At 75.1% G+C, this 16790-nt stretch carries 16 protein-coding genes; 8 read left to right on the forward strand and 8 right to left on the reverse strand.

Annotation, left to right across the window (positions count from 1 at the left end; translation table 11 throughout):
- The first annotated feature begins 90 nt into the window (after positions 1–90).
- From ACF1ED_RS13850 to ACF1ED_RS13860, 3 genes are all read left to right on the forward strand, one after another.
- Positions 91–1197 (forward strand): asparaginase, encoded by a 1107-nt coding sequence (locus ACF1ED_RS13850; RefSeq protein WP_391759921.1) that lies wholly within the window; start codon positions 91–93, stop codon positions 1195–1197.
- Between the two features lie 154 nt (positions 1198–1351).
- Positions 1352–1774 carry an aminoglycoside adenylyltransferase domain-containing protein gene (locus tag ACF1ED_RS13855; protein WP_391759923.1) on the forward strand — a complete coding sequence of 141 codons (423 nt, stop codon included), beginning with the start codon at positions 1352–1354 and terminating at the stop codon, positions 1772–1774.
- An 82-nt stretch (positions 1775–1856) separates the two neighbouring features.
- The gene (locus tag ACF1ED_RS13860; protein WP_391759925.1) at positions 1857–3506 is read left to right on the forward strand and encodes a GMC oxidoreductase; all 1650 of its coding nucleotides are present in this window, start codon (positions 1857–1859) and stop codon (positions 3504–3506) included.
- 70 nt (positions 3507–3576) lie between these two features.
- Here the strand turns inward: ACF1ED_RS13860 and ACF1ED_RS13865 are convergent, their stop codons facing one another.
- The 3 genes from ACF1ED_RS13865 to ACF1ED_RS13875 form a co-directional block, all read right to left on the reverse strand.
- Positions 3577–4065, reverse strand: coding sequence for a carboxymuconolactone decarboxylase family protein (locus ACF1ED_RS13865; RefSeq protein ID WP_250731701.1), 489 nt, complete (start codon positions 4063–4065; stop codon positions 3577–3579).
- On the reverse strand, positions 4062–5141 hold the full coding sequence (locus ACF1ED_RS13870; protein ID WP_391759927.1) for a dihydrodipicolinate reductase: 1080 nt from the start codon (positions 5139–5141) through the stop codon (positions 4062–4064). The genes ACF1ED_RS13865 and ACF1ED_RS13870 overlap by 4 nt, the downstream gene beginning before the upstream one ends.
- Before the next feature lie 89 nt (positions 5142–5230).
- On the reverse strand, positions 5231–5692 hold the full coding sequence (locus ACF1ED_RS13875) for a GNAT family N-acetyltransferase (RefSeq protein WP_391759929.1): 462 nt from the start codon (positions 5690–5692) through the stop codon (positions 5231–5233).
- Positions 5693–5846: 154 nt separating this feature from the next.
- On the opposite strand from ACF1ED_RS13875, the gene ACF1ED_RS13880 reads away from it, so the two are divergent.
- Positions 5847–6623: a L,D-transpeptidase family protein gene (locus ACF1ED_RS13880; RefSeq protein ID WP_391759931.1), complete on the forward strand. Its 777-nt coding sequence runs from the start codon at positions 5847–5849 to the stop codon at positions 6621–6623.
- 40 nt (positions 6624–6663) lie between these two features.
- Here the strand turns inward: ACF1ED_RS13880 and ACF1ED_RS13885 are convergent, their stop codons facing one another.
- Positions 6664–8031, reverse strand: coding sequence for an NAD(P)/FAD-dependent oxidoreductase (locus ACF1ED_RS13885; protein ID WP_391759933.1), 1368 nt, complete (start codon positions 8029–8031; stop codon positions 6664–6666).
- Between the two features lie 58 nt (positions 8032–8089).
- Here ACF1ED_RS13885 and ACF1ED_RS13890 point away from each other — a divergent pair, with 58 nt between their 5' ends.
- Positions 8090–9676, forward strand: coding sequence for an aspartate:alanine exchanger family transporter (locus ACF1ED_RS13890; RefSeq protein WP_391759935.1), 1587 nt, complete (start codon positions 8090–8092; stop codon positions 9674–9676).
- 105 nt (positions 9677–9781) lie between these two features.
- Complete coding sequence (locus tag ACF1ED_RS13895) at positions 9782–10351, forward strand: NADPH-dependent FMN reductase (RefSeq protein ID WP_391759937.1); 570 nt, start codon at positions 9782–9784, stop codon at positions 10349–10351.
- Here ACF1ED_RS13895 and ACF1ED_RS13900 read toward each other — a convergent pair.
- Together ACF1ED_RS13900 and ACF1ED_RS13905 are read right to left on the reverse strand one after the other, a co-directional pair.
- Positions 10348–11862: a flavin-containing monooxygenase gene (locus ACF1ED_RS13900; protein WP_391759939.1), complete on the reverse strand. Its 1515-nt coding sequence runs from the start codon at positions 11860–11862 to the stop codon at positions 10348–10350. The genes ACF1ED_RS13895 and ACF1ED_RS13900 overlap by 4 nt on opposite strands.
- Before the next feature lie 91 nt (positions 11863–11953).
- A complete protein-coding gene (locus ACF1ED_RS13905) occupies positions 11954–12544 on the reverse strand; it encodes a TetR/AcrR family transcriptional regulator (protein ID WP_391759941.1) in 591 nt (196 codons plus the stop codon).
- Positions 12545–12700: 156 nt separating this feature from the next.
- Between ACF1ED_RS13905 and ACF1ED_RS13910 the strand changes: the two genes are divergently transcribed.
- The gene (locus ACF1ED_RS13910) at positions 12701–13543 is read left to right on the forward strand and encodes a class I SAM-dependent methyltransferase (protein WP_391759943.1); all 843 of its coding nucleotides are present in this window, start codon (positions 12701–12703) and stop codon (positions 13541–13543) included.
- Between the two features lie 27 nt (positions 13544–13570).
- Here ACF1ED_RS13910 and ACF1ED_RS13915 read toward each other — a convergent pair whose 3' ends face one another.
- Both ACF1ED_RS13915 and ACF1ED_RS13920 read right to left on the reverse strand, forming a co-directional pair.
- Positions 13571–14740, reverse strand: coding sequence for a YncE family protein (locus tag ACF1ED_RS13915; RefSeq protein WP_391759945.1), 1170 nt, complete (start codon positions 14738–14740; stop codon positions 13571–13573).
- Positions 14741–15317: 577 nt separating this feature from the next.
- Complete coding sequence (locus ACF1ED_RS13920) at positions 15318–15836, reverse strand: hypothetical protein (RefSeq protein ID WP_391759947.1); 519 nt, start codon at positions 15834–15836, stop codon at positions 15318–15320.
- A 177-nt stretch (positions 15837–16013) separates the two neighbouring features.
- Here ACF1ED_RS13920 and ACF1ED_RS13925 point away from each other — a divergent pair, with 177 nt between their 5' ends.
- Entirely contained in the window at positions 16014–16715 is a 702-nt protein-coding gene (locus ACF1ED_RS13925; protein ID WP_391759949.1) for a ribonuclease H, read from the forward strand.
- Positions 16716–16790: the final 75 nt, after the last annotated feature.

Raw genomic sequence — 16790 nt, forward strand, 5'->3', positions numbered from 1 at the left:
TCGCGTGCTCCCCCTTTTGGCCTACCGTTGCCGAGCTGGCCCCGGAACCGGGCGGGGCCGCGAACCATCGGGTACGGAGAGGCGGCGGACATGCAGCGGACGAACGACGGAAGCCCCCGCCGGATCGTGGTCATCAGCACCGGCGGCACCATCGCCAGCCGCTGGCAGGGCACCGGCTACGCCGCCGACGCCTCCGGCGACGACGTCCTCGCCACCGCCCCGCTGCCCGAGGGCGTGACCGTCGAGGTCCGCGACCTCTTCAACGTCAACAGCTCCCTCCTCACCGCCGCCCACCAGCTCGTCCTGCTGCGCACGGTCCACGAGACCCTGGCGGACCCCGGCGTCGACGGCATCGTCGTCACCCACGGCACCGACACCCTGGAGGAGACGGCCTTCCTTCTGGACCTCCACCACGAGGACCCCCGCCCCGTCGTCCTCACCGGCGCCCAGCGCCCCTTCGGCACCGGCGACGGCGACGGCCCCGGGAACCTGTACGACGCCCTCCAGGTCGCCGCCACCGTCCGCGACCTCGGCGTCCTCGTCGTCTTCGACGGACGCGTCCACGCCGCCCGCGGCACGGTGAAGACCCAGACCCTGGCCTCCGACGCCTTCTCCGACCCCTCGGCCGAGCGCCTGGGCCGCGTCGGCTTCTCCCGCGTCGACATCGAGCGCCTCCCCGACCGCCCGGCGGTCCTCCCGCTGCCGGCCGCCGCCCTCACCGCCGACCCCGGCGCGGGCCGCGGCGCGCTGCCCCGGGTGGACGTCGTCTTCCACCACACCGACGGAGATCGGCTCCACTTCGACGCCGCCCTCGCCGCCGGCGCCCGGGGCATCGTCCTCGTCGCCACCGGCGCCGGCAACGCCACCCCGGAGATCGCCGAGGCGGTCGCCGAGGCCACCTCCCGGGGCGTCCTGGTCGCGGTCACCACCCGCGTCCCGGCGGGCCCGCTCGCCGAGATCTACACCGGCGGCGGCGCCGTCGACCTGGTGGCCAACGGCGGTCTGCTCGCCGGCTCCCTCCGGGCCGGCCAGGCCCGCATCGCCGTCCTCGCCGCCCTGCTCGCGGAGAGCGACGGCGACGACCCGGCCCGCCGCACCGCCGTCCTGCGCCGCCTCCTCGACGGCCCGGTCCGCCCCGCGCCCGCGCTCGCCGCCGGCACCTCCCGCGAGGCCGCCCCCGTCCCGGCCCGCGCCTGACGCCCCCCGAACACCGGCTCGCGGGCGTCGAACTCCCCCTCCTCCACCTGTGAGCCGGTGCCGAACCGGCCGGTGACGACCCGGTCGATGACAAACCGGCCGGTGACGACCAGACCGGCGGCGAAACCGGACGTGCCCCCCCCGCTCCCGTACGGTGACGGCCCCGCGCCCGTACCCGCCGCCAGGAGCCCCCGCGCCCGACGCCCCCGCCGGCGCCACCGGACGGGTCCGCCGCGTCGTCCGCCTCGTCCGCGAGGCCCTGGGGGCCCGGGCCGTCCCCACCGCCTGCCCCCACGGCTCCGCCGTCCTCGGCGGACCGCGCCCCACCAGCGACGTCGACGCCCTCGTCGGCCTGGCCCGGGCCCCGGCCACCCCGCGCACGGGCCGGATCCGCTCCAGGGGCGAGGCCGCCGCCGTGCTGCTGCCGGAACCGGCGGAGGAGCACCGGCCGGTGCTCGCGGCCGCCCGGGCCCAGCACCCGGCGGGGGAGTGCGGCTCCTGGGCGGACGCCCTGCCCGCGGCGCGGGCCCACGCGGCGCATGTCGCCGGGGTGATCAAGGGGGCGCGTCCGGCCTGAAGTTACCCGTCGGTTTCTCGTGACTTCCTCGGCGCCCGGCCGTAGAACGTGTTCCCATTCGCTCACGAGTGAGGAAGATCACATGAGTGAACATCCCCTGTCCGCCCAGGGAATTCACGGAGTCAGCCGCCGCCGCTTCCTGACCGGAACAGGTTCCGTTCTCGGCGCGGCCGCCCTCGCCGGCACCCTGACCACCCCCGCCCGCGCCGAGGTCCCCGGCCTGAACGTCCGTCCCATCCCCGACGGCTCCCACGTGCGCGCCCTCGTCGTCGGCACCGGATACGGCGGATCCGTCGCCGCCCTCCGCCTCGCCTCGGCCGGCGTCGACGTCCACATGATCGAGATGGGCATGGCCTGGGACACCACCGGCCCCGACGGCAAGATCTTCGCCAACACCACCACCCCCGACTACCGCTCCTTCTGGCTGCGCACCCGCACCAAGCAGCCGCTGAGCCAGTTCCTCGGCTTCCCCCTCGACAAGGACGTGCCCCGCCACACCGGCATCCTCGACGCCGAGGAGTTCTCCGGCATCACCGTCTACCAGGGACGCGGCATCGGCGGCGGCTCCCTCGTCAACGGCGGCATGGCCGTCACCCCGCGCCGGGAGCGCTTCTCCGCCGTCCTCCCCACCGTCGACCCGGCGGAGATGTACTCCACCTACTACCCGCGCGCCAACGCGGGCCTCGGCGTCACCTCCGTCGACGAGACCTGGTGGGAGAACGCCGACGCCTACCAGTACGCGCGCGTGGGCCGCAAGCACGCCCAGCGCTCCGGCTTCCCCTTCGTCTTCGTGCCCAACGTCTACGACTGGGACTACATGAAGCGGGAGGCGGCCGGAGCCGTACCGAAGTCCGCCCTGGCCGGCGAGGTCATCTACGGCAACAACCACGGCAAGAAGAGCCTCCAGAAGACCTATCTCGCCCAGGCCGCCGCCACCGGCCGGGTCACCGTCTCCGCCCTCCACCGGGTCACCTCCGTCACCCCGGCCGCCGCCGGCGGCTACACGGTCGCCGTCGACCAGATCGACACCACCGGCGCCGTCCTCGCCTCCAAGACCGTCCGCGCCGACCGGGTCTTCTTCGCCGCCGGCAGCGTCGGCACCAGCAAGCTCCTCACCCGCCTCAAGGCCACCGGAGCCCTGCCCGCCCTCAACGAGCACATCGGCAAGGGCTGGGGCGACAACGGCAACGTCATGTGCGGCCGGGCCAACCACATGTGGGACCCCACCGGCAAGCTCCAGTCCGCCATGCCCACCGCCGGCATCGACAACTGGGACGCGGGCGGCGCCTTCGCCGAGGTCGCCCCGCTGCCCACCGGCATCGAGACCTACGCCTCCTTCTACCTCTCCATCACCCGCACCCCGCACCGCGCCGAGTTCACCTGGAACCCGGCCACCGGCAAGGTCGACCTCAGCTGGGACCGGGCCTGGAAGCAGGCGTCCATCGACATGGCGAAGTCCATCTTCGACAAGATCAACTCCAAGGAGGGGACGATCTACCGCTCCGACCTCTTCGGCGCGTACAAGATCTGGGGCGACCACCTCACCTACCACCCCCTCGGCGGCGCCGTCCTCGACCGCGCCACCGACAACCGGGGCCGCCTCCACGGCTACCGGGGCCTCTACGTCATCGACGGCTCGCTCATCCCCGGCAACACCAGCGTCAACCCCTTCGTCACCATCACCGCCCTCGCCGAACGCAACATCGAGCGCATCATCGCCGAGGACTTCTGAACGCGGCCCGGAACGCACGGAAGGGGCCGGCCGGTTCGAGAACCGGCCGGCCCCTTCGCGCTCCCGGAGTTCACCCCGTCGGCAGCACGCACACCTCGTCGAGCCCGAGCACCCGGTTCAGCCGCCCGAAGGCCAGCCACGAACCCAGGCTCATCGTCAGTTCCACGATCTCCGCCTGGCCGTAGTGCGCGGTCATCCGCGCCCAGAACTCCTCGTCCAGGCCGTGGTGGTCGAGCGCGTACCGCTCCGCGTACTCCGCCGCCAGCCGGGTCCGGGCGTCGAAGGAGTCCGAGACCTCCGTGGTCCGCCAGGCGGCGACCACCTCGTCGAAGCCCTCCTCGACCTTCACGCCGTCCCGGTCCGTGCGCCAGTCCAGGCAGAAGCCGCAGCCGTTGATCTGCGCGATCCGCAGCCGCGCCGCCTCGAACTCGCGCAGCCCCAGGGTCGTATGGGCGTAGACCGACAGCGAGAAGTTCGCCGCCGCCGTCCCGATCTCCGGGACCATGTCGCCCCACACGTACCCGATCGGCTCCTGCCCCTCGGGAATGTCGATGATCACCGTGGTCTCCTTCCCAGCCTGCCCACCGCCGGGCGTACCGGCACGTCCAGCGCGTCGTACAGCCCCGGCTCCGCCGCCGCCAGCCAGTCGATCGCCCCGACCAGGCGCCCGACCGCCGTCGCGTTCCCGCCGGCCGCCCGGTTCTCGTCCTCGTCGGTGGCCGCCACCGTCACCTCGATCCGCGGCCGCCCCTCGACGATCACCCGGTGCGCCCCGGCACCGTCCGGCGGCACCGGCCAGTCCGGGGCGCAGGACGGGTGGATCCGGGTCACGTGCTCGATGACGATCCGCGGCTCGCCGCCGACGATCCCCTGCACCTCGAAGCGGACCGCGCCCTGCGTGCCCGCCTCGAAGACGCCCATCGTCCGGGTCTTCACGGTCTTCTCCAGCGGACGGCGGTCCACCGTCTCGCGGATGTCCTCGACCTCGGCGCCCAGGGCCCGCGCCATCAGCCGGATCTGCCCGCCCCACACCATCGTCGGGACCGACGGGAAGAGCATCGGAGGCTCGTAGTCGAGAGGCTTGCCCATCCCGATCAGCTCGCGCACGGAGAACTCCTGCTCGTACGTCGAGTAGTCGAAGACCTCCTGGCAGCGGACCACGTCCACGGTCGTGCCGAGCCCGCTGACCAGCAGCGGCAGCACGTCGTTGCCCCAGCCCGGGTCCACCCCGGACGCGAAGAGCGACCCGCCGCCCTCGGCCACCGCCGCGAGCACCGGGTCGCGGAACTCGGGCGGGGCGTTCCGCGGGTCGTACAGCGGGTACAGCGAGGGCGTCACCACCACCGCGCCCGCCGCGACCGCCCGCACCACGTCCTCCAGGGCCCCGTCGGGCCGGACGTCGCCGGAGGCCGCGTACACCACGGCCCCCGGCCGCGCCCCGAGCACGGCCCCGACGTCGTCGGTCGCGGCCACGCCGAGGTCGTGCCCGAGCCCGGCGAGCGCCCCCGCGTCCCGGCCCACCTTCGCCGGGTCGGAGACGAGCACCGCCGTCAGTTCGAGCCCGGGATGGGCGTCCACGGCCCGGATGGCCGCCCGCCCGACATTTCCGGTTCCCCACACCACCGTCCGTATCATGCGCGGAGGGTAGCGCCGGGGGGACGAGGTTCCCAGACCCGTGACGGAAAGATCTGACGTGACGTCAGATCCCTTGTGCGTGCCGGAGATCAGGCCAGCCGCAGCGCCACGAACGGGATCGTGTCGCCCGGCAGCACGTACCGCTCCACCTCCGTGAAGCCCCGCGCCAGGGCGAACCGCAGCCCCTCCTCGTTCGAGGCCAGCACCACCGTCTCCACCCCCTCCTCGCTCAGCGTCCGCGCGTGCGCGAGCCCCCGTTCGTACAGCGCCGTCCCGAACCCCCGCCGCCGGAACTCCGGCAGGATCCGCGCGATCACCGTCGCCGCCGGCGTCTCCCCGTCCGGCGGCCGGACCGTCGAACAGCCCACCGCCACCCCGCCCAGGTACGCCACCTCCAGCCGGTTGCGCCCCGCCCGCTCCCGCACCTCGTCCGCCGACAGCACCGCCGTCGGGATGATCGCGTTGTGGACCGCCCGCCAGTCGGCCAGCTCCCGCCCGCCCGCCGCCGGGACCACCCGCAGCGGCTCCCCGTATCCCTCAAGATCGCTCATCCGGGCACCCAACCGCGCCCGCCCGCCCCCGGTCAACCGCATTCCGCGCCCCGCCCGCTGCGCCGTACGGGTGGGCCGCCGCCCTCCCGCGCGCCGCCGCCCGCCGAACGGGTACGGATCGCTCCACTGCCCCCGGCCAGGAGGATGCCTTCCCATGCCCGCCTTCGTCCGCAAGGGCGCCCCCGCGCTGCTCGGCGCCGGCACCCTGTGCGCGGCCCTGCTGCTCACCGCCTGCGCGCACCCCGCCCCCACCACCCCGCCGACCGCCACCGCCGAGGCCGCCGCCGCGAAGCGCCCCGCCGGCAAGGCCGAGGCCACCGACGCCCGCCCCCGCAGCGCCCCGCGCATCCCCGGCGTCGGCCCCCTCACCCAGGCCCGCGTCCCCGACGGCACCACCCAGGCCCTCGTCGTCACCGGCGCCACCGCCGACAGCAACACCGCCACCGTCGTCCTCCACCAGCGCGCCCCCGGCGGCCGCTGGTACGAGGCGGGCGGCCCCTGGCCCGCCCACAACGCCCTCAAGGGCTGGACCGCCGACCACCGGGCCGGCGACCTGCGCACCCCCACCGGCGTCTACCGCATCGGCGATGCCGGCGGCCGGCTGCCCGACCCCGGGGCCCGCCTCCCGTACGACGAGGACCCCGAGTTCGCCATCAGCGGCACCGGCTTCCGCGGCGAACCCCTCGAAGGCTCCTTCGACCACGTCATCGCCATCGACTACAACCGCGTCCCCGGCCGCACCCCGCTCGACAAGGAGCGCCCGCTCGGCACCGAGCGGGGCGGCGGCGTCTGGATCCACGTCGACCACGGCGGCCCCACCCAGGCGTGCGTCGCCCTCCACCGCGACGACCTGCGCACCCTGCTCCTCGCCCTCGACCCGGCCGCCGAACCCGTCGTCGTCATGGGACCGGCCCCCGAACTCGCCCGCTGAGCGGGGAGCCGGGGGCCGGTCCGGACCCGGGGGAGCGGACTCAGCCGACCGCCCCCCGGAACGCCCCGGTGTGCAGCCGGGTCTGCTCCGGAGTCAGGTACGCGTCCGTGTACTCGAAGTCCCGCAGCGTCCCCGCCTTCGAGGCCAGGAACCCGGTCCGCACGTAGTCGTCCCCGGCCACCGCGTTCAGCAGCCAGTTCGTCATCACCCGGGTCTTCGCCACATTGGTCCGCAGCGCCGCCCAGTGGTAGCCGCGCGCCACCGCCTGCGCCGCCGGCCCGTGCAGCTCCACGCCCAGCGGCTTCGACACCCCGTCCATCCCGCCCAGGTCCACCACCAGACCCAGGTCCTTGTGCACGTACGGGCGCAGCTGCTCGCCGCGCAGCGTCGCCACCAGGTTGTCGGCGAGCATCCGGCCCTGCCGCATCGCGTGCTGCGCGGTCGGCGGGCAGATCGCCCCCTCCTCGTCCTTCGCCAGGTCCGGCACGGCCGCCGCGTCGCCGAGCGCCCACACCCCGTCGAGACCCGGCACGCGCATCTCCGGCGTCGCCACCAGCCGGCCGCGCACGGTCTCCGCGCCGACCGTGCCGATCAGCGGGCTCGCCGCCACGCCGGCCGTCCAGATCAGGGTGCGGCAGGGCAGCACCCGGCCGTCCGTCAGGGTGACCGTCTCGTCGTCCACCGAGGCCACCGACACCCCCAGCGAGACCTGGATGCCCCGCTTGGTCAGGATGTCCATCGCGGCCGCGCCCAGCTTGTCGCCCAGCTCGGGCATCAGCCGGGGCGCGATGTCCACCAGGTGCCACTTGATCAGGGCCGGGTCCAGCCGGGGGTAGCGCTTGACCGCGTTGTGGGTGAGCAGCTGGAGGCAGGCCGCCGTCTCGGTGCCCGCGTAGCCGCCGCCGACCACCACGAACTGGAGCCGGGCCTCGCGCTCTGCGTCGTCGTCGCTGGCGTCCGCCAGGTCGAGCTGGGCGATCACGTGGTCCCGGACGTAGACCGCCTCCGCCAGGGTCTTCATGCCCCGGGCGTGGTCGGCGAGCCCCGGGATGTCGAAGGTGCGCGTCACGCTGCCGGGCGCGAGCACCAGATGGTCGTACGGCTCCACGTCGTACTCGCCGGAGATGGTCCGGAGCACCACGGCCTTGGCCGCCGTGTCCACGCCCACCGCGCCGCCCGGCACGATCCGCGTGCGGTGCTTCTGGCTGCGCCGCAGCGAGAGGGCCACCGACTGCGGGGTCAGGACGCCGGCCGCCACCTGGGGGAGCAGTGGCAGGTAGAGCTGGTACGAGAAGGGCGAGAGCAGCGTGATCTGCGCCTCCCGCTCCGCCAGCCGCCGTTCGAGCCGCTTCACACAGCCCACTCCGGCGAAGCCGGCGCCCACCACGAGGATCCTCGGTCGCGTCACGTCGTCCGCCCTTCCGTATGAGCGTGCAAAGTGCCTTCTCCTATGACTGCATAGGGACATGTGGCAGTTTTTCGCTGATTATCCTTGGTTCACCCTTTTTATCGTCATTGCAGCGGGCTCGCTCTTCGGCATGGTCCGCTTCGGGCCCGTGAAGCTCGGCGCGGCCGGTGTCCTCTTCGCCGGACTCCTGGTCGGGGCCCTGGACCCGGACGTGGGACCGGCCGTCCCCGCGGGCCTCTCCGTGCTCGGTCTCGCGCTGTACGTGTACACGGTCGGTCTGGAGGCGGGACCGGCCTTCTTCCGCGAGCTGCGGCCCCAGCTCGCCGTGATGCTCGGCGCGGTCGCCGCACTCGTCCTCACCGCCCTCGCCGTCGGTCTCGTCGGCAGCGGTCTCCTCGGCATCCCCGGTCCCTTCCTCGCCGGCGGTTACGCGGGCATCGGCACCACCACTCCCGGCCTGGCCGCCGCCCAGGCCGCGTCCGACGACCCCGCCCAGGCGGCCACCGGTTATGCCATCGGCTACCCCCTGGCCGTCGTTCTCACCATCCTTTTCGTCGCGGCCGTCGCCGCCGTACGGAACTGGCCCGGCCGCCGCGACCCCGGCACCGGCCTGCCCGGCCGGCTCGTCAGCCGGACGGCCGACATCACCCGCCCCGCGCGCTGGGCCGACGTCCCCGGCGCCGCCTCCGGGCAACTCCTCGCCAGCGCCCACCGGCCGGCCGGCTCCACCGTCCGCGTCGTCACCGGCGACGACCCCGGCCCGCTGGCCCCCGGCGACCGGCTGGTGCTCGTCGGCGGCCCCGAGGCGGTCGCCGCCGGCATCGCCGCCCTCGGCACCGAGGCGCCCGAACACCTCCTCCTCCACCGCGACGTCGTCGACTACCGCCGCATCCTCCTCACCAACCCCGACCTCGCCGCCCGCACCGTCGCCGAACTCCGCCTCGGCGACCGCTACGGCGCCCGCGCCACCCGGGTCCGCCGGGGCGACCAGGACCTCCTCGCCCACGACGACCTGCTGCTCCAGCTCGACGACCGGATCCGCGTCGCCATGCCCCGCGAACGCGTCGCCGAGGTCACCGCCCACCTCGGCGACACGGAGGCCAAGGTCAGCGAGGTCAGCGCCGTCAGCATGGGCCTCGGCCTCGCCGCCGGCTTCCTCATCGGCATCCCCGAGCTCACGATCGGCTCCACGGCCCTCTCCCTCGGCACCGCCGCCGGCCCCCTCGTCATGGCCATGGTCCTCGGCCGGCTCCGCCGCACCGGACCCCTCGTCTGGGTCCTGCCGACCCGCGCCAACCTGACCCTGCGCCAGATCGGCCTGCTCGTCTTCCTCGCCTGCGTCGGCCTGACCTCCGGCTACGCCTTCCGCCGCGACGCCTTCTCCGTCTTCGGCCTCAAGCTCCTCGCCGTCCTCGCCGTCGGCGCGGTCCTCAGCTACGCCCTGATGGTCCTGGTCTGCCGCCTCCTCGGCCAGAGCCGCCCCCGCACGATGGGCCTGCTCGCCGGCTACGTCGGCAACCCCGCCATCACCGCGTACGCCAACGGCCGCGTCTCCGACGACCGGGTGAACACCGGCTACGCCACCCTCTTCGCCCTCGCCGTCCTGGTGAAGATCGTCTGCGTCCAGCTGATCGTCGGCCTCTGACACCGCGCGGTCGTGGGCCTCCGGCGCCGAGCCCGCTCCGGTCGCCGCTCCCCGGTCGCCGCGTTACCTTGCCCGAGGACCCCGCACGAAAGGCGACTCGCCCCCATGACCACGTACCAGGTCGGCTACTTCGTCGGCAGCCTGTCGAAGACGTCCATCAACCGCGTCCTGTCCCGGGCCCTCCTCCGGGTCGCCCCGCCGGGCCTGGAGTTCCGCGAGATCCCGATCAAGGACCTCCCCCTCTACAACCACGACTTCGACGCCGACTACCCGCCGGAGGGCCGCGCCCTCAAGGAGGCCATCGCGGCCGTGGACGCGGTCCTCTTCGTGACCCCGGAGTACAACCGCTCCATCCCCGGCGGCCTCAAGAACGCCATCGACTGGGCGAGCCGCCCCTGGGGCACCAACTCCTTCACCCACAAGCCGTCCGCCGTCATCGGCGCCTCGCCCGGCAAGATCGGCACCGCGGTGGCCCAGCAGAGCCTCCGCTCCGTCCTCAGCTTCTGCAACTCCCCGCAGATGAACGCGCCGGAGGCGTACATCCAGTTCACACCGGGCCTCTTCTCGGACGACGGAGAGGTCACCGACCCGACGACCCAGCAGTTCCTCGCCGACTTCATGTCCGACTTCAAGACCTTCATCGAACGGGTCCTGACGGTCCTGCCCCGGAGCTAGACCGATCCGTCCGGCGCGGTGGCGCGGCCGAAGCGCAGTTCCGGGTCGAGGACGCTGCCCGCGCGCAGCAGCCTGACGTCGGCGCGGTAGTCCGCCGAGGTCCGCCAGGGCGCTCGGTCGCCCTGGCGGGGGAGCCGGTCGGCGGCGCGCAGGACGTAGCCCGCGCCGAAGTCGAGGAGCGGGCGGGTCGGCATGGCGGGGTCCGCCGGCTCGGGGCGGCAGAGGTCCAGGCCGTGGGCGTCCATGTGCCGGAGCAGCCGGCAGAAGTGCTCGGCGACCAGACCGACCTTCAGCGTCCAGGACGCGTTGGTGTAGCCGATGGCGAAGGCCAGGTTCGGCACCCCGGACAGCAGCAGCCCCTTGAAGGCGACGGTGTCCGCCGGACGCACCGGGACCCCGTCGACGGTGAGGTCGATGCCGCCCAGGACCTGGACGTCCAGGCCGGTGGCGGTGACGATGACGTCCGCCTCGACGTGCCGGCCGGACCCGAGCGTCACGCCGGTCTCGGTGAAGGCCGCGATCCGGTCGGTCACCACCGTCGCCCTGCCGTCCCGGACGGCCCGGAACAGGTCCCCGTCGGGCGCGGCGCACAGGCGCTGGTCCCAGGGGTCGTACGGCGGGGCGAAGTGCTCGTCGACCGGGTAACCGGGCGGCAGCTGCCGTGCGTTGAGCCACCGGATCAGCCGGCGGGCCGCCCTCGGCCACCGCCGGCAGAACCGGAAGAACGCGGTCTGCTGACGGATGTTCTTCCACCGGATCAGCGCGTGCCCGCGCTCGTCGCCGAAGCAGGCGCGCAGGGCGCGGGCGATCGCGTCGCTCCTGGTCACCGGCAGGATGTACGTCGGCGTGCGCTGCACCATCGTCACGTGCGCGGCCGCGCCGGCCAGCGCCGGCACCAGGGTGACGGCGGTGGCGCCGCTGCCGATCACTAGTACTCTCCGGCCGGTGTGGTCGAGGTCGGCCGGCCAGTGCTGCGGGTGCGCCACCGTGCCGCGGAACCGCTCGCGCCCCTCGAAGTCGGGGGTGTGGCCCTGGTCGTACCGGTAGTAGCCCCCCGCGGCGAACAGCCAGCCGCACGTCAGCGTGACCGGCTCGCCCGTGTCGGTCCGCTCCGCCTCGACGGTCCAGCGGGCCCGCTCGCTCGACCAGGAGGCGGACCGCACCCGGTGGTGGTAGCGGATGGCCCCCTCCAGGCCGTGCTCGGCCGCCGCCTCGCGCAGGTAGTCGCGGATCAGGGACCCGTCGGCGAGGGTCCGGCCGTCCCGCCACGGCTTGAAGGCGTAGCCGAGGGTGTGCGGGTCGGAATCGGACCGGACCCCGGGGTAGCGGAACAGGTCCCAGGTGCCGCCGAGACCGGCCCGCGCCTCCAGGACCGCGAAGCTCTTGGCCGGCAGCTCCCTGCGCAGGTGGCAGGCGACGCCGATGCCGGAGATCCCGGCGCCCACGACGAGGACGTCCACGTGCTCGACGCCGGCCGCCGGTCCGGCCTCCGCCGTAAGTGAGGAGATCATTCCGCAACCCTCCGCGAAGCCGCCCCCCTCCCGCCAGTGCGGAAGGCGACACAAAGACGGGGCGGTGGTGCAGTGTGCCCCACACATCGCGTCAGCCTTCGGGCGCCACCAGGGCGGTCACCAGGCGGCGGACCGCCGGGCGGGGGTCGGGGGAGCCGGGCCAGGCGGTCATCAGGAGGTGGTGGCCGGTGCCGACGAGGGCGAGCGCCGCGGTGGCGGGGTCCAGCGCGGCGGGGACGCGGCCGAGGCGGCGTTCGGCCTCCAGGTAGGCGGCGACGGCCTCCTCGACCGCGGCGAAGCCCGGCGCCCCGGCCGCCAGGGCCTCGCGGACGCGGAGCGAGGCGGCGGGACGGGCCAGGACGAGGCCGGAGACCGCGGGGCCGCCGGAGTCGAAGAGCGCCAGGACGACGGTGTCGAGGTTCCCGGCGACCGTGCCCCGCCCGACGAGCCCCGCCAGGGCCTCCGCCTTCGCCGCCGTGCGGGCGAAGCGGTCCAGGCACAGCTCGGCCACGAACTCGTCGAAGCCCGCGAAGTGCGCGTGCAGCAGCCCCTTGGCGCAGCCCGCCTCGGTCGTCACGGCCCGGCTGGTGAGCGCCCCCGGCCCGTCCCTCTCCACGACCCGCTCGGCCGCCGCGAACAGCAGTTCGCGCACGTCCGGCGTCGCCACTCCACGCGGTGACATGAGCCCGTCGTCCCTTCCCTCGTGCGTCCCGGCACCCGGCTGCCTGGATCGTAAACGGGATTGCTGAAATGGGCACACGCCCATACGGTGGGGCGCATGAGAATGGGCACGCGCCCATTCTCGCCCGCACCCCTCCCGCCGCCCATGGAGGCAACCATGACCGTGATCGTCAACACCGAGCAGGCCCAGGCGTGGAACGGCCCCGAGGGCGCGCACTGGGCCCGCCACCAGGACCGCTGGAACGCCGTCAACGACGGCTTCAACACCCCGCTGCTCGACGCCGCGCACATCGGCGGCGCCCACCGCACCCTCGACGTCGGCTGCGGCGCAGGACGGACCACCAGGCTCGCCGCGCTCCGCGCCCCGCACGGACACGCGCACGGCCTCGACCTCTCGGCCCCCATGCTCGCCGAGGCCCGCGCCCGGGCGGCCGCCGAAGGCGTCGCCAACGCCGCCTTCACCCGCGGCGACGCCCAGACGCACCCCTTCGAGGACGGCTCCTACGACGCGGCGATCAGCCGCTACGGCGCCATGTTCTTCGCCGACCCCGAGGCCGCCTTCGGCAACATCGGCCGCGCCCTGCGCCCCGGCGGGCGGCTCGCCCTCGTCTGCCCGGCCGACCCCGCGCTCAACGGCTGGGTGACCGCCATGACCTCCCTGCGCGGCGTCCTCCCCGTCGGCGACTTCGGCCGCCCGGGCCTCCCCGGCATGTTCTCCCTCGCCGCGCCGGACCGGGTCCGCGCCGTCCTCACCGCCGCCGGGTTCACGCGGATCGGGGTCGAGGAGGTGCGCGCGCACGGCACCTGGGGCCGGGACGCCGCCGACGCGGCGGACTTCCTGCTGGCCACCGGCCCCGGCCGCCACCTGATGGAGCGCGCCGACGCCCCCACCAGGACCCGGGCCCGCGCCGCCCTCGCCGGCCACCTCCGCCCCCACGAGGCGCCCGACGGCACGGTCCGCCTGCTCAGCACGGCCTGGCTGGTGACGGCGACCCGCTAGCCGCACCCCGCCCGGCCGGGCGAAGCCCTAGGGGAGGACGACGACGCCCAGCGGCCGCGAGCCCGCCGCGAGGCGCTTCACCTCGCCCGAGCCGAGGTCGACGACGCTGATGCCGTCCCAGTAGCCGTCCCGCGTGAAGCCCCCCGTCACATAGGCGGTCCGGCCGTCCTCCGACACGGCCACGTCCTCGTGCGGCCCGTCGAGCGGGTAGACCCGCTCGGCGCCCGCGGCGGAGCGCACGGTCAGCGAAGGCCCCCGGTCCTCGCTCGGGTCGATGGGGCCGGTGCCGACGGCGTACAGCGTCCCGTCCGGCGTCACGGTCGCCCCGTGCTGGTGGGTATGGGCGGTCATCTCCTCGACGGAGACCCGCCCGGTGGCCGGGTCCACGACGGCGAGCCGCTCGCCCTCGAAGGGCAGCAGCAGCTTGCCGTCCGAGGGGCGCACGGCGGCGTAGTGCGGCTTCAGCCAGGAGCCGAGCCCGCCCTCGGTGCCGTACGGCGCGACCTCGACGCGCCGGGTGTCCAGCGAGCCCGCGTCGACGACGGTCACGTCGAAGGAGTCGTGGTTCGTCGCGTACACGGCGGAGCCGTCCCGGCTCACGTCCACGTCGAACGGCCGCCGCCCCACGTCGACCACGTCCACGACCTTCACGGAAGCGGTGTCGATCACCTCCAGGGTGCCGTTCCCGCCGGGCACGTTCACCCCCACGTACACCCGCTTCCCGTCGGGCGAGAGCGCGATGCCCATCCCGCCGCCCCGGTACTCGCCGGTGGTCACCGGACCCGTGTCCGTCCGGTACGGGACGAGGGCCAGGCGCTCGCGGGTGGCGGTGTCGACGACGGCGACGCCCTCGGCGGTCGCGACCCAGGCCCGCCCGTCCCCGCCGAGGGCGAGCCCGTACGGCGCGGTGCCCACCTTCACGGAGCCGGTCGCCCCGCGCGCGGGATCGACGAACGTCACCGTGTCCGCCCCGAAGTCGCTGACGAGCAGGGTCCCGGGCCGGGGCGCCGGCGCGGCGGAGGGCGGCGGGCCCACCGTGACGGTGGAGGCCGCCGGCGACGGGGCCCCGGTGGCGGTCCCGGCCGGCGCGGCGGCGGGAGCCGGTTCCGCCCGGGCGCACCCGGAGAGCAGGACCCCGGCGACGGCCGCGGGCACCAGGACGCGAGCGGTACGGGACGTGCGGCGGATCTTCGTCATCTCGGGCTCCTCGGTACGGGGCAGGAGGAGGGCACCGCGCGAACCGGCCCCTCCCGTCTCCCGATCCTCCGCCCGCCGGGGCCCCGGCCCCCTCGCCCGCCCGTCTACGCCCCCTGGCCCCTCCGGCCGACCCCGGGGTCCACCGATCGGCTGACCCCGTGGGCCCGGCGGAGGGGCGGCGGCAGGTGCCGGGAGCCGTGGGCGGGGATCGGGGGACGCGGGGCGCGGGCGACGGGCCGGGGGTGGCGGGGCCGTCCGTGGTGCCGGAAGGCTCGTCCTCGAAGTCGCACGCGGCGACGGCCGCGCAGCCGAGGCCCCCAGGGCCCGCGGCGGCGCGCTCACGGCCGCGACGGCTCCGGCGCGCGTCGCGGGCGGGGCCGCGCACTCCAGCGCCGTCGGCCGCGGGAGGAAGCCGTCACCGTGACGCGCCGTGAGAGGGCTCGGCGTCCGGGACCCGCCGGAGACGCGCGACGGCCGTCTCCGGGTGCTCCGCGCCGATGCGGGCCCGGCGGTACGCGTACGGGCCGGCGGTCAGGCGCGCGTCCTCCGGGTCCGGTGCGCCGGGCGGCCGGTGGGGTCAGCCCTGCGGGAGCGAACGCATCGCGACGATGCCGGCGTGTCCGCCCGGACCGCCCTGGCCGGGGACCGGGCCGGGGCCCTGGAGGCCCGCCGGGCCGGGCAGCGCGGCGGGACCCGCCATGCCGGGCTGTCCGGGCATCGGCTGCCCGGGAAGCGCCGGCAGGCCCTGCCGTCCCTGGCCCGCCATCCCCGGCTGACCCTGCATCCCCGGCTGACCCTGCATCCCCGGCTGACCCTGCATCCCGGGCTGACCGAGCATCCCCGGCTGGCCCTGCATCGGCTGGCCCTGCATCCCGGGCTGGCCCATCGGCGGCCGGCCCTGCATGCCCGGCTGCCCGTGCATGCCCGCCGGTGCCCCGACCCCCATCGGCTGCTGCGGCGCGGGCGCGGGAATCTTGATGTAACGGCTCAGGTCCCGCAGCACCTCCTCCGCGGTCTGGCGCACGTCACCGGGAACGTCCCCTCGCTCCCGTATGAGCTGGGCGTAGATCGGTGCGGTGCCGTCCGCGTGGTTCATGGAGTCCGTCGCTTCCTGTCAGCTGGGTCGGTGCCGCCACCGGCGGGCAGACGGCGAGTCTACGGGGAACCACCGACGCCCCGTGGCGCGGGGAGCGTGCCGCCACCCGGCCGGGGGACCCCGTGGCCGCCCCTCCGGCGGCCCGGAGCACACCCCCGTCCGTGTCAGGATCGAAGGATGCTGGAGAAGATCATCGCCGCGTGCGACGGCGCGTCCAAGGGAAATCCCGGCCCCGCCGCCTGGGCCTGGGTCATCGGCCGGGCGGACGGCACCGTCGAGCGCTGGGAGGCCGGCCCGCTCGGCCGCGCCACCAACAACGTGGCCGAACTCACTGCCCTGGAACGGCTCCTGGAGACCCTCGACCCCGCGGCCCCCGCGGAGATCCGGATGGACTCGCAGTACGCCATGAAGGCCGTCACCACCTGGCTCCCGGGCTGGCGCCGCAAGGGCTGGAAGACCGCCGCCGGGACCCCGGTCGCCAACAAGGACCTCGTCGTCCGGATCGACGCCCTGCTCACCGGCCGGGACGTCGACTTCGTCTACACCCCCGCGCACCGGACCGACGGCGACCCCCTCAACGACGCCGCCGACCGGGCCGCGAGCCACAGCGCCCGGACCCAGGAGCCCCTGGGGTCGGACGCCGGCTCCGCCCTCCCCGACCCCGAGCCCGCCACCGCGCGCGCCTCCGCCTCGCGCACGCCCCGGGCGCGCTCCTCCGCGCCGGGCGGGTCCTCCGCTCCGGGTGCCCGCCGGAGTCGCCCGTCCGGCGGCACGCTGAAGGCCAAGTTTCCGGGCCGCTGCCGCTGTGGGCGTGCCTATGACAAGGGGGAGAACATCGCCAAGAACGCGGAGGGCTGGGGGCACCCCACCTGCGTCTGAGCACGGAGGCAGTCCGAGGGGCGGGCGCCGCTGTCCGCCCCCTGAGACCGCTTCTCCGGCTCCTCCGGCAGGCTT

This window comes from Streptomyces sp. NPDC014656 (assembly GCF_043084305.1).
GTDB lineage: Bacteria > Actinomycetota > Actinomycetes > Streptomycetales > Streptomycetaceae > Streptomyces.